This is a genomic window from Rothia nasimurium, from assembly GCF_049068285.1.
In the GTDB taxonomy this organism is placed as follows: domain Bacteria; phylum Actinomycetota; class Actinomycetes; order Actinomycetales; family Micrococcaceae; genus Rothia; species Rothia nasimurium_I.
The window spans coordinates 1-12,896 of sequence record NZ_JBLKPV010000006.1 but is presented as its reverse complement, the minus strand read 5'-3'; the positions used below and the strand labels follow the sequence as shown (position 1 = coordinate 12,896).

Here is a 12,896-nt window from a genome sequence, read left to right as displayed (position 1 = left end):
ACAAAGAACCCGCCCAGCACCTTCCTATCAGAAGCGCCCTGGGCGGGTCTTTGTGTGAAGCCTATCGAAGTTTCACCACGGTATCGCAGGCGGCAATGTCTTCGGCACGGTGGGAAACCAGGACGACGGCGGGCAGTTTGGTCTTGCCGTCAGAGGCCTCACTGGCCCCCCGCTTGGTGCCCCGGGCAACCTCACTGATGAGGGCGATTGCTGCAGGGGCGTCCAGGTGGGCGGTTGGCTCATCCATGAGCAGCAGGGGCGAATCAACCAGGAGAGTTCGGGCAATAGCGATACGCTGACGCTGCCCGCCAGATACATAGGAGCCACCCGCCCCCACCAGGGTGTTGAGGCCCAGCGGCAGGGAGCGCACGAAATCACCGAGGCCTACCCGGTCGAGAACCTCAAACATTTCCTCCTCGCTGGGGCGTTCGTCCGCCGGGCGGGCGATGGCCAGGTTGTTGGCAATCGTGGACTCAAAAATGTAGGCAGACTGGGGGCACCAGGCGGCGTAACCGCGCAGGCTATTGGCATCAAAGACCTTCCCGTTGACCCGGATATTACCGCGTTCAGCAGGCAGGAAGCCCAGCAGGGTTGCCAGGGCCGTGGTCTTACCGGAGCCAGAAGGGCCGGTGATACCCAGCCACTGGCCCGAAGAAACTGAGGCCGACAGCCCTGTAAAGACGTGTTCGTTCATGTCGGGCCAACGGGCAGCCAGGGACTCTAGTTCCAGGGTAATCGAGTTGTGCGCGGCCCGTTTCTTGCTGCCGATGCCGGGGTCACCCAGGATATCCCGGATTCCTTCTTCAACTTCTCCCTCAGTTTCGCGTCCTTCCCGGTCAAAGGTGTCCAGGTGGTCGCGGGTGCGCTCAACTAGGGCTGCGAAGGCAGGCCAGCCCCGTACTGCTTCAACGTGGGCTGCGGTGGTCTCAAAGAGGCCAGTGAGCATCAGTACGACGATGGCTGCGGTGGGGGCAGAAATGTCACCGGCCTGGACGGAAGGCCAGACGGCTGCAATAACGCCGAGGGCGGCCCCCCACCAGGTAAGAATCATCAGCGCCTGGCCGATGCCGATGGCCCGGGAGCTGCGCAGCTTGGACTTGCTGGCGGCGCCGTCCTGACGGGAAATAGCAAGGGCTACGGTCTGGTCTAGCCCGTTGTTGTGAAGGTCAGTTGCTGAGTCCAGGGCTGAAACGCCCAGGCGCAGCATGGCTGCCGTTTCGTACCGGGCGATGGCGTCTGCCCGTCGGTCTGATACTCGCACTAGGGCGGGAATAAGAACAGTTGCAACGAGTACAGCGGCACTCACCGGTAGGAGTGCTGTGGGGGTTGCGACGGCGGTGACGACCAGGACCAGGAGCATAACAATGAGGTGGGAGGCTACCGGCAGGATGACGCGGGGAATTGCGTCGCGAAGTTCGTCAATGTCGCCAATGAGACGGTCGAGGATTTTGTCACCGCGCAGGAGGGAGCGGACTGACAGAACAGTGCGTCCGGCAGCGTCCCAGGCCCTAATACGTAAAGTATTTGCAGCGCGGAGGACGACGTCGTGGGTGCGGAGGCGCTCAGCGTACCGGGCAGTGGCCCGGCCCAGCCCAAAGAAGCGGACGCCAGTCACGGCAACGAGTAGGTACATCATGGCTGGTTGCTCGGCAGCTCGCACAATCAGCCAGCCGGAGAGGGCGGTGAGGCTCACGGCAAAGCAGACAGTCAAAACGGAGAGCATCACGGGCAGGACTGCGTCGCGCAGTCGAATGCCGGTGAGCATGCCCGTATTGCGGAGTGTGGCAAAAATACTGCGGTGGCGGGTGCGGGTTCGTCGGGTGGGCTGCTGATCCTGGGCGGCGACGGGGCGGCTGTCTTCCATTTCGCCGGTTGCTACGGCGTCGGACAGGGTGCCCAGGGCATAGGCGCCCAGGCCGACTGTGTTCTGGCTGGTGAGCTCCCAGTCGATGCCGTGTGGTTTCGGGACTGCCGTCAGCACGTTGTTGGTGGCGGCGGCTAGTTTGGTGTCGTGGGTGACGATGATGAGGGTGGCGCCGGTTTCCTGGAGGGCAGCGAGGGCGACGTTAACCTTGGCCGCTGAGATGGGGTCTAGGTGGGCGGTCGGTTCGTCGATGAGGACGGTGACGTGGTCTGCCTGGGCTTGGAGGGTTGCGACCCTAGCCAGGGCGCGGGCGATGGCCAGGCGGCGCATCTGGCCGGCGGAGAGGGATTCGGGGGGAAGGTCTGCTAGTTCGCCAAGGCCAACTGCGGTGAGGAACTGCCCGAAGTATTCGCGGTCTTCGCTGATGAAACGCGGGGTGGTTTCGAGTAGGCCGGAGGCGTAGGTGATGCCGTCCAGGGCGCCTTCGCCCTTGGTGACGGTGGCGTAGAGGGCGACTTCTGCCAGGGCGGTGGGGGCGATGAAGGTTGGGGACTGGCTGATCCAGACGGTTTCTCCGGTGCCGGAGACGAGGCCGGAGACGTGTATGGGGGCGCTGGTTCCTGTCGGTACTAGGTCGTTGCGGAGGGCACCGCCCAGGACGGAGAGCAGGGTGGTTTTTCCGCAGCCGGAGGGGCCGGTGATGGCGGTGGTGGTGCCGTGACGCAGGGTGAAGCTGACCCCAATGAGGGTACGATCCCGGCCAGGGTAGGATACGGAGAGCTGGCGCACGGAAATGCGGTCGCCGCCGGGGGCGACGGTGGGGTGCGGGATGGGCTGGTCGATGATGGCCTGGGCCCGGCGTAGGGCGGCAACCCCGTCTTCTGACTGGTGGTAGGCGGTGCCGACGTCGCGCAGGGGCTGGTAGCATTCGGGGGCTAGAAGCAGGGCGAAGAGGGCGACGTCGAGGCCGAGTTCCCCGTCAACTAGACGCAGGCCGATGAAGACGGCTACCAGGGCAACGGAGATGGTGGTGATGAGTTCCAGGGCCAGGGAGGACAGGAAGGCTGACCGCAGGGTGTACATGGTTGCCTTGCGGTAGCGTTCCCCGAGGTCGCCGAGGGCCTTGGACTGGGCGCGGGCGCGGCCTAGGCCGACCAGCACAGGCAGGCCCTTGACCAGTTCAACGATGTGGTCTGAGAGGCGCAGCAGGTTGCGCTGGGCGCGGGCTGTATCTTCTGCTGTGGTCCGTCCAATCAGCACCATGAAGAGGGGGATCAGGGGCAGGGTGAGCACAATGATGAGTGCCGATACCCAGTCGTAGAAGGCAATAAAGATGAGGAGCAGGGTGGGAATCACCGCTGTGGAGACGAAGGCGGTGAGGGTCTTGGTGTAGTAATCGTCCAGGGCTCCTAGGCCACGGGAGAGTAGGACGGCGGTGGCCCCGGTGCCGTCGGGGGTGTCAATTCCGCCGGTGGCAAGGACCCGTCGAATGAGCTGGCGGCGGATGGTGGTCTTAGCGCCGGTTGCAGCTTTTTGGGCGTAGAAGGCAAGGGACCAGTCGGCTGCGGCCCGGATCATGAGCGCAATGACGCCGGTGACGGTGAGCGAGAGTAGGGACAGGTCCATGAAGGGGGCGGCGAAGAAGATACCGTCCAGCTGGGCCTGACCATTCCCGGCGAAGACTGCGAGCTGTTCTGCGTGGGCGCTTTCGTAGCTTTTGCCTTCGTACATGACGGCGTAGGTCATGCGGGCCAGCAGGGTGATTGCGGTTCCCAGTACGGCAGCAAAGACGATCAGTGCAAGGGTTTTGATCGCCGTTAGCACTGCGAAAATAGCGAGGTTTCGTTTGGCGTTAGGCCCAAGCGGGGGCCGTTTGCTTTCAACGGTTGCCATGATGTGAGTGAATCGTCCTTGAGGCCGCGAACAGTTTGTTCACCATTCTAGTGGGTTAGTCAGGGAGCTGTGGGCTCCTACTTGAGGATTGCTGGTGGGTATCAGCACAGTTTTTGGAGCCGGGGGCTCCTGGTGGTGAAAGGACGCAGGGAACGTGAGTTCCCTGCGTCCTTGCGTGGGTGGGTGCCGGGCGGCACCGGGGGCTGGCGCTTAGGCGTTGTGGGCTTTTGCGCGGGTGGGCAGAGTGGCCAGGTCGGCTGCGTCGTGGGCGGCCGGGATGTGGTCAACGTGGAGGCGCTTGCGGAAGACCCAGTAGGTCCAGCCCTGGTAGACCAGCAGGATCGGGACGCCGAAGAGGGCGACCCAGCTCATGACCTTCAGGGTGTACTCAGAGCTTGAGGTGTTGCTGATGGTCAGGTTGTAGGCTTCGTCGAGGGTTGAGGGCAGCACGTTGGGGTAGAGGGCCAGGAAGATGGCCAGCACGCCGAAGGCGATAAAGACTGCGTACCCGGCGAAGGCCTTACCCTCGCTGCGCTGACGGGCAAAGACCCAGGCAATGGCCAGGGCGATAACGGCCAGGACGGTCAGGGCGTAGGAGATACCGTTACCGGTGGTGATCTGCATGTAGAGCACCCAGATGACGGCGGGGAGCACCAACAGGGGGGTGAACTTAACCAGGGCGTCTGAGGCGCGGTGGCGGACGTCGCCGTCGGTCTTGAGGGCCACGAAGGTCAGGCCCATGAGCAGGGCCAGGCCCACCATGGACAGGCCGCCCATGAAGACGGCGGGGGTCAGCCAGGCAAAGGCACCACCGACGCGGTCGCCGTTAGCGTTGATGGGCAGGCCGGTGGAGGTCAGGGCCAGCAGGGCACCGACGAGGAAGGCGATCAGGAAGGAGCCCAGGGAGATAGCCAGAGTCCAGCCAGCGATCCAGCGTTCGGAGTCTTTCTTCCCGCGGTACTCGATAGCAACCGCGCGGAAGATGAGGGCCAGCAGGGCCAGGGTCAGCGGGATGTAGAGGGCTGAGAAGAGGGAGGCGTACCAGAGGGGGAAGGCTGCGAACGTAGCAGCACCGCCGGTCACAACCCATACCTCATTGCCGTCCCAGACCGGGCCGATGGTGTTGAGTAGGAGGCGGCGTTCTTTCTCGTTCTTGGCGAAGAAGCGGCTCATGAGCATGCCTACGCCGAGGTCGAAGCCGTCCAGAATGATGTAGCCAACCCAGAAGAAGCCGATGACGGCGAACCAGAGGGTGGGCAGAAGGGGCTGATCTGCGAAAAGGTCAAACACGGTTCAATCCCTTCTTTAGTAGGCGAACGCGAGGACGTCGCGGTCGTTGTCGGAGTTGTCTGAGTGGGGGTCTTCAACCAGTTCGGGCATGGCTGCTGCTACACCGGCCTTGACGTACTTGGCCAGCAGGTAGACCTCAACGATCATGAGCACGCCGTAGACCAGGCCCAGGGATACGAGGGAGAAGAGGATTTCGTAGCCGGAGACGCCGGGTGAGACGGCGGCGGCGGTGAACATCATGATGGCGGGGTTGCCGTCGGGGTTGGGGGCTACGACGAAGGGCTGGCGGCCCATTTCGGTGAAGATCCAGCCGGTGGCGTTGGCGCCGAAGGGGGCCAGGATGCCGAGAATCGCCAGGTTGGAGATCCACTTGGCTTCGGGGACGGTCCCCTCCCCCTTCTTGCGGGTTACCCACAGGACGTAGAGGAAGGAGAGGGCGCTGATGCCGCCGAAGGTGATCATGCCGCGGAAGCCGTAGTAGGTGACTTCCATGAGGGGCAGGTAGTTGACTTCGGTACCGGAACGTTCACCGTAGAGCTCAGGGTTATTCGGGATGGTGCTGCCGTAGGTTTCTTCGTACTGGGGCAGCAGGGTGGTGATGCCGGGGACGTCGGTGGTGAAGTTGTTGTAGGCCAGGAAGGAGAGCAGGCCGGGAATTTCAATCACTGCCTGAACCTCGTCACAGTTCTGGGCGCCAGGTGATGAGAGAGAAAGGACAGAGAAGCCGGTGCCGTCGTGGCAGGCTGCTTCTGCGGCAGCCATCTTCATGGGCTGCTGCTCGATCATGAGCTGGGCCTGGTGGTGGCCGGTGAAGGCGGTGCCAACGAAAGCCAGCAGGCCGACGATAGCGCCAATGCGGAGGGACTTAAACCAGACGGTGAAGTCGGTCTTGTCGCGGGCACCTTCGGTGGTTTCGCCGACGATGACCTTGCCGTTGTCGCCAATGGTGTCGATTCCGTCGCGGCGGCGCTTCCAGAGCTTGTACCAGGCGATACCGACGAGGAAGCCACCGGCAACCTGCAGGGCACCAAAGATGGCGTGGGGGTAGGCGACCAGGGCGGTGTTGTTGGTGAGGACGGCGAGGACGTCGGTCATGACGGGGCGGCCGTCAATCATTTCAACGCCGACGGGGTGCTGCATCCAGGAGTTGGCGACGATGATGAAGTAGGCAGAGAGCCAGGAAGCGGCAACTGCGAGGAAGAGGCAGGCTGCGTGGACCTTGGGCTTGAGTTTGTCCCAGCCGAAGATGAAGAGGCCGAGGAAGGTTGATTCGACGAAGAAGGCGAGCAGACCTTCCATGGCCAGGGGGGCGCCGAAGACGTCGCCGACGAAGCGGGAGTATTCGCTCCAGGCCATGCCGAACTGGAATTCCTGGACGAGGCCGGTGGCCACGCCCATGATGAAGTTGATGAGGTAGAGCTTGCCCCAGAATTTGGTGAGGCGCTTGTATTCGTGTTTGTTGGTGCGGACGTAGGCGATGTAGAAGCCGGTCACGACGGCGCCGAGGCCGAGGGTGAGGGGCACCATCATGAAGTGGTAGACGGTGGTGATGCCGAATTGCCACCGTGCTAGTTCGAGAGGATCCATTGCTGTCCTTGGGATCGTGTGAGTGTTTTCCGTAGCGCGTTGGGTGCTGAGAGCAGGTGTGTGGTTCCACGCGCGGGTGTTCCGTACCAGGATAGCGCCGGATAATGGGAGGCTTCTTAGGGTGCCTTTGACCTAATAGGGGCCTGATTTGACCTTTATCTTTGGGTCATTTAAACGCTAAGGCCCCACCTGCTGCATGGTGGGGCAGGTGGGGCCTGGGCCGCCCGGGGTGGGCGGGAGGCTTTTAGCGACACTGTGTCTTGTCAGAGCAGGTTTCTGGGGCCCAGTAGGCTGAGGCCAGCTACGGCTTGCCGCTCGTCTGCCAGTTCGGCGACGGAGACGGTGATTCGCTCTTGGGCAAAATCGGCGTGTTCCTGACCGTGAATAATCTCATATCCAATGGGTGGACTAACCCTATCTGGCAAGCGAATACTACCCAGGGTAATGAGGGCAGATACCTATCTAGGCCCTCATCGCTTCAGCAGGTTGGGCCTGGGCTGCTAGGTAGGCGGGGTAGGCGGCGGAGAGCATACCGGTGAGGGCGCCGATGGCGAGGCCGATCCAAATCCAGCCGGTAGACATGACTGGGGTCCAGCCCAGGTTGAGGCTGGTAATAACTATGCCGAGGGTGCCGAGGCTGGCTCCTGCGATTCCGCCCGCTAGACCGACGAAGGTTCCTTCGAGCAGGAAGATTCTGAGGATTGAGGCTTTGCTTGCTCCGATGGCGCGGCGCAGAGCTATTTCGGTGCGTCTGGATTGCACTGAGGTGTAGAGGGTGGTGGCGCTGGTGAGGCTGGCGAGGAAAATGAGGAGCCAGGAGATTCCGGTGACGAGGGTGGCGAGGTTGGAGGATACACCGCGTTGGATATTGCGCAGGTCGGCTACGGTACTGACGCTGATGGTTTCGGGGGCTACGGGGTTGATGATGAGAGGCAGGGCTTCGGCGAGGGGAGCCGGGTAGCCCGGTTCTGTGCGTATGAAGAGCTCGCTTTCTACCACCTTGCTTGCCTGTTCAGGAGACAGGCCGTAGCTGAAGTTGGTGTAGATGTTGGAGCTAGCAGTTACGTCCCTGGGGCTATCTTTTACCAGTCCGAGGACGGTGACAGGTTTGCCGGCAAGCCAGATGATTCCGTTGCCGCTGTTGGGGTTGCCTATGCCGAGTTCTTCGGCGGCTTTGGTTCCGACGAAGGCTACAGGGTGGCTTCCGTCGAGTTGCCAGAGGGCGTGGGGGTGGCTGACGGTTGCGTCGAGGTAGGTGAAGTGCTGTGAGTCTACGGCGTAAGCGGTGCCGCTGAATCCGCTGGGAAGGTTGGGGAGGGCGCTGGGCGCGAGGTCACGGGTTGGGAGGTAACGGGAAGCTGTGACGGTTTTCGCGCCGGGGTAGCTGGCGATGTCTTGGGTGAGGGTGTTGATGGTTTTGCCGTCGTAGGCGGTAGTGGCGTCGGACGGTGTGATAGTGGCTTTGACGTCGTCGAGGGCTGCGGTGGCAAGGGTTTGGGAGACTTGTTGGGAGGCAGTGGCGGAGAGTCCTTGGGCGGCTATGAGTCCGCCGACTCCGAGCATGAAGGCGAAGATGAGGGTGAGGGCTTTGATGGGGGTGATGGAGATGTAGTTGAGGGCATCGAGGGCGTCGTCTACCCAGGGGCGGGTGTTGCCTTCTGATGTGGTGTTGGGGGTTGGTGTTCTGGGTGCGGTGGTGCCGGGTCTGGGGTGGGTGGCCCCGGTGTCTTTGATGATTTTTCCGTCGTGGAGGGTGATTTGGCGGGGTACCTGGCTGGCGAGGGTGGGGTCGTGGGTGATGAGTATGACGGTGGTGCCGGTGGCGTTGATGTCTTTGAGGTGGTTGAAGACGAGCTGGGCATTTTTGGAGTCTAGATTGCCGGTGGGTTCGTCGGCGAGGAGGACGCTGGGTTGGGTTGCCATGGCGCGGGCTATCGCCAGGCGTTGGCGTTCGCCGCCGGAGAGTTCGTTGCCTTTGGCGTTGGTGCGGTGGTTGAGCCCTGTTTTGTTGATCCAGGTGGCGGCTCCCGTCGCGCGGTCGGAGAGAGGCCGGTTTTGGGTGCGGAGCCCAAGCATGGCATTTTTGGTGACGGTTTCGTAGCCGAGCACGTGGGAGGCTTGGAAGATGAAACCGAAGTAGTGGGAGCGGAGGGTGTCGCGTTCGCGGGCGCTGACGTCCTTGAGGTTTTCGCCGTCGATGGTGTAGGTGCCGCTGTCTGCGCTGGTGAGTAGGCCGAGGACGTTGAGGAGGGTGGATTTGCCGGAGCCGGACAGCCCGGTGATGGCGATGAACTCTCCGGCGTGTATGTCGAGGTCTATGGAGGACAGCGCGGGAATGTCTTGGTTCTTGTATTCCTTGGTGATTCCTCGGAGTGTGATGAGTGGTTGCACGGGGTTACTCCTAGGAAACGCGGACGCTGGTGCCTTCGGTGAGGCCGTCTGTTTCTTCGATTCCGGCCCAGCCTTGTACCTGGGTGAGGACGGTGACGTTGATGCGGGTGCCGTCTTCGGTGAGGACGTAGGTGGTGGTTCCTTCTTGGCGGATAGCGACGGCGGGTACGGCTAGGTATTCTTTGGTGGAGGCGTTGAGGCTGAGGGTGACGATGGTTTTGTTGTCGGGGATTGTTGGCAGGTCTGGGGGAAGGTTGACGGTGAGGTCGTAGCCGGGTAGGAGGCTGTCGGCGCCTTCTTTGAAGTCGCTGAAGCTGTAGTCGGTGGTGCGGGTGATTTCGCCGTTGGGGCCGGTGACGGTGACTTCGGGCTGTTCGTCGAAGTCAGTTTTTTGGGCGACGCCTATGCGGGCGGTGATGTTGCGGGTGCCGCTGTTGGTTTGGAAGAGTACGGCGTTTTCTGCGGTGTTGGTGCCGGGTGTGGTGACGGTACTGACCGGGGGTAGGTCTGCGGGGATAGGGAGGAAGGTGCCGGTGTGGAAGCAGATTTTTTCGCCGCAGGGGCTGGTGTAGCCGATGTTGGCGAAGAGTCTTTCTGCGGCTTTTTCTGTGGGTTCGTCGAATTTTCCAGTGATGGTGAGCGGGTAGCCGAGTTGGTTGAGGATTTCTTGGATTGCTTCGATATCGTAGCCTGCGTCCCCTGGGTGGACGTCGCGGTAGATGGGTTTGTTGGAAACGGTGACTGCGATGACGGGGTTGCTGTCTACGGTGGCGACGAGGGTTCCGGGGCGTACGGTGTCGCCGGGTTTGACGGCGACAGTGGTGACGATTCCGGTGCCCTTATAGGTGATGTCTTGGGACGGGGGTACTTGGACGCTGCCCTGGTAGGTGGCGGTGGTGCCCAGGGTGCGGCGTTCTGCAGGGGCGTGGACGGCGAGAGTTGTTTGGGCGGAGGCGAGCGCCTCGTCCTGGCTGCTGGAGCTGTTTTTGCCGATGATGAAGCTGGTAACTGCTACCAGCAGGCAGGCTAGCACGAAGCCGAGGACGAGGCGGGGGTTAGCCACTCTGCGGGTTGGGTTCACGGGGTGATTCCGTTCTGCTGGAGGACTTCCTTAGCTTGGTTCAGGTAGGCTTCTTTGCGTTCAGCTAGGGTATTGAAGGCGGCCTGGTTCTTTTCGATGAGGGCCTGTTCGTATTGGGCTTGGGCGTCATAGTAGCGTTCCATGAGCCGCACTTCTTGCTTGCACTGGACATCAACCAGGGCCTGCTTGATGTTGGCTTCCTTTTCTTCTGGAATGATCGGGAATGGCTCTTCATACTGGGGGTCTATTTGTATCCCCTGGTCATTCAGGCACTGGATCCATTCTTGAATAGCTGCTTTCACATCAGAATCTTCTTCCACCAGATAGGTAACCTGGCCACTCACTTCGCTCAGCACTGCTGTTTCTGCTGTGGCAGACACAGCTACTCCTTTGATGAAGTAAGGTATCTCCTGGTCAGCTATTTCAGCCAAACAAGTTTCAAAGGTCTGCTGTATTTCAGAAGGAACATCCTCTCCCTTATACCCCTCATCCACATAAACCTTACCTAGGGTATGATTTATTTCATAACCATATTTTTCTGCAAAGCTAGTGGACCAAACGCCAAAAGGGGCTTCTATCCGATATTCAGTCTGGTAAAAATGATGAGGTAATTCGTAGCCTTTGCCTGTAGCACATTTCTTGAGATTAATATAATTAGCCCTAGCAATAGTCATGTGTTCATCTGCGTCATGAACATACTTATTCAGAGGGGTATCTATTGTTTGTTTTTCAGGATTAAGGACTGCATGAACGTTAGAGTAGGAATCCCTATCAACAGTGGGTGCCGCTACAGATGTATTGCCTGGCTCACCTTCAGAATCAACTGCCACCCCTTGGCCGCCCATGTTTCCACAGGCGGCCAAAGTTAGACAAGCAACAACAAGAAAGACGGGCGCTGCTTTATTAGACATGAAACTCAGTTAGCTTCATCAAAAGATGAAACCTTATCCTCCCATCCGTTCCTATGCCCATCAGGATGCGACAAGCGATGCATCTCTGCATACCTGTTCCCATTTTTATCATAGAATGCGTTCCCCGTCCCGGTCTTAGCCGCAGGATTATAGGCATGTTCATAGAACATTACATACTTATAAGGCCCAGTCGAATGCCCAATGGAATATGACGAGATCTTATCATTCAAGCGGGGCCCAACATATGGGGTCCTATAATGATGAATTCCCTTCTGGCTAAAAACACCCAGATAGCTGGTTTCAAAATTGCGATAATCCCACACGCAAACCCGATTATTCGGGCAAGAAGAATCCCCCAGCGCCTCAGCCGCAGTGGCAGGAACCAATAGACATGATCCAATTGCAAAACTCGCAAGTAGAGCAGTAATCTTCGAAGGCTTCATTGCCTTCTCCTTTCTGTGAGGGGAGGCTTTTTGTTCTCCCGGGGGAAATCAACAAAGGTTGATATAAATCACACTAGGCTTTCCAGGCCCCTCATGTCAAGAACTTTTTTCCCTATCGCTTACCTAACAGGCCAAGGCTTGCCACGGCCTGGCGTTCTTCTGCTAACTCAAAAACTGAGCGTTCAATGCGCTGGTGGGCAAAGCCCCCAGGTTCCTGCCCCTGAACGATGTCGTAGGAACCATCAGAAGGAACCGCCATAGAGGTGGTTCACTCCCCCGTTCCCAGAACCCAACCCCTGACCCAGGGAGGTGTTGTTGGTGAGCACGGCGAGGACATCGGTCATGACGGGGCGTCCGTCGATCATTTCAACGCCGGCAGGGTGCTGCATCCAGGAGTGGCGATGATAAAGCTGGTAACTGCTACCAGCAGGCAGGCGAGCACAAAGCCGAGGACAAGGCGGGGGTTAGCCACCCTGCGGGTTGGGTTCACGGGGTGATTCCGTTCTGAAGGAGAACTTGCTTGGCCTGAGTAATATATTCTTCCTTGCGCTCGGCGAGGGTGTTAAAGGCTGCCTGGTTCTTTTCAATGAGGGCCTGCTCGTACTGGGCTTGAGCGTCATAGTAGCGTTCCATGAGCCGCACGTCTTTTTTGCACTGGACATCAACCAGGGCCTGCTTGATGTTCGCTTCCTTTTCTTCTGGAATAACCGGTATGGGCTGCTCATAGTTGGTATCCATTGAGATGCCCTGTCCCTCTAGGCACTGAATCCACTCCTGGATTGCAGCTTGTACATCCTGGTCTTGAGATATCAGGGTCTGGACCTGGCTACCTACCTCGCTCAAAATAACCATGTCTCCGACTGGCCTTGCAGAAACGCCACCCATGATAACGGGGATTTCATTTCCTTGGGGCTTTTCTAGGCAATCTGTTTGCACTTTATCTCGATCAGGATTTTCATCAGTTTCACCCTGGTCAAGGTAAACCTTGCCTTGTACCGGGTTGATTTCATATCCATATTTTTCAGCAAAGGGATATGACCAGACAGCAAAGGGAATATGTGGCCTGTACTCAGTTTGGTAGGTGTGACGGCTGGTTTCATACCCAGCATTATTCACGCATTGTTTAAAAGGGAAAAAGTTTGCAGTGACAATCATTGTAAATTCGTCCTCAGAATGAACATAACGGTTGAGGGGAGTTTCTACAATTTGTTTCTGCTCATCAAATATGGCGTGAATATTTTGATAGGCGTTTCTATCTACCTCTGGGATATCTAGAGTAGAAGCTAGGTTGCTAGACTCGGGTTCTTGTGAAGCCTGGTTGCCCGTGTTTCCACAAGCAACCAGGCACAAGCAACCGATTATCATCAATGAGGTGGTTACTTTCTTAAACATAGAGGCTTATTCAAAAGTCCCACCCGCAGCCAAAAACACCAACC

Annotated in this window: 9 protein-coding genes and 1 pseudogene; all 10 read right to left on the bottom strand. The window is 59.2% G+C overall.

Features of this window, described 5'->3' with window-relative positions:
* Positions 1-61 precede the first annotated feature (61 nt).
* Positions 62-3,757 (bottom strand): thiol reductant ABC exporter subunit CydC, encoded by a 3,696-nt coding sequence (gene cydC, locus ACMXX3_RS06440; protein ID WP_421083917.1) that lies wholly within the window; start codon positions 3,755-3,757, stop codon positions 62-64.
* Positions 3,758-3,967: 210 nt separating this feature from the next.
* Positions 3,968-5,047 (bottom strand): cytochrome d ubiquinol oxidase subunit II, encoded by a 1,080-nt coding sequence (gene cydB, locus ACMXX3_RS06435; protein WP_237189303.1) that lies wholly within the window; start codon positions 5,045-5,047, stop codon positions 3,968-3,970.
* 15 nt (positions 5,048-5,062) lie between these two features.
* Positions 5,063-6,634: a cytochrome ubiquinol oxidase subunit I gene (locus ACMXX3_RS06430; RefSeq protein ID WP_421083916.1), complete on the bottom strand. Its 1,572-nt coding sequence runs from the start codon at positions 6,632-6,634 to the stop codon at positions 5,063-5,065.
* Positions 6,635-6,897: 263 nt separating this feature from the next.
* Positions 6,898-7,059 (bottom strand): hypothetical protein, encoded by a 162-nt coding sequence (locus tag ACMXX3_RS06425; RefSeq protein WP_421083915.1) that lies wholly within the window; start codon positions 7,057-7,059, stop codon positions 6,898-6,900.
* A gap of 37 nt (positions 7,060-7,096) precedes the next feature.
* Positions 7,097-9,025, bottom strand: a complete 1,929-nt coding sequence (locus ACMXX3_RS06420) for an ATP-binding cassette domain-containing protein (RefSeq protein ID WP_421083914.1) — start codon at positions 9,023-9,025, stop codon at positions 7,097-7,099.
* Between the two features lie 10 nt (positions 9,026-9,035).
* On the bottom strand, positions 9,036-10,088 hold the full coding sequence (locus ACMXX3_RS06415) for a hypothetical protein (RefSeq protein ID WP_421083913.1): 1,053 nt from the start codon (positions 10,086-10,088) through the stop codon (positions 9,036-9,038).
* 14 nt (positions 10,089-10,102) lie between these two features.
* Positions 10,103-11,017, bottom strand: a complete 915-nt coding sequence (locus tag ACMXX3_RS06410) for a hypothetical protein (protein ID WP_421083912.1) — start codon at positions 11,015-11,017, stop codon at positions 10,103-10,105.
* A gap of 555 nt (positions 11,018-11,572) precedes the next feature.
* Entirely contained in the window at positions 11,573-11,719 is a 147-nt protein-coding gene (locus ACMXX3_RS06405) for a hypothetical protein (RefSeq protein ID WP_237201004.1), read from the bottom strand.
* Positions 11,720-11,762: 43 nt separating this feature from the next.
* Positions 11,763-11,894 (bottom strand): annotated as a pseudogene (locus tag ACMXX3_RS06400) (cytochrome ubiquinol oxidase subunit I); the annotation flags it as partial.
* A gap of 52 nt (positions 11,895-11,946) precedes the next feature.
* Positions 11,947-12,852: a hypothetical protein gene (locus tag ACMXX3_RS06395; protein WP_421083911.1), complete on the bottom strand. Its 906-nt coding sequence runs from the start codon at positions 12,850-12,852 to the stop codon at positions 11,947-11,949.
* Positions 12,853-12,896 lie beyond the last annotated feature (44 nt).

Excerpts from the sequence above, each read along its gene's own strand:
- ACMXX3_RS06410 (WP_421083912.1), bottom strand. The coding sequence starts at position 11,017 with ATGTCTAATAAAGCAGCGCCCGTCTTTCTTGTTGTTGCTTGTCTAACT.
- ACMXX3_RS06395 (WP_421083911.1), bottom strand. The coding sequence starts at position 12,852 with ATGTTTAAGAAAGTAACCACCTCATTGATGATAATCGGTTGCTTGTGC.
- cydC (WP_421083917.1), bottom strand. The coding sequence starts at position 3,757 with ATGGCAACCGTTGAAAGCAAACGGCCCCCGCTTGGGCCTAACGCCAAA.
- ACMXX3_RS06430 (WP_421083916.1), bottom strand. The coding sequence starts at position 6,634 with ATGGATCCTCTCGAACTAGCACGGTGGCAATTCGGCATCACCACCGTC.
- ACMXX3_RS06405 (WP_237201004.1), bottom strand. The coding sequence starts at position 11,719 with ATGGCGGTTCCTTCTGATGGTTCCTACGACATCGTTCAGGGGCAGGAA.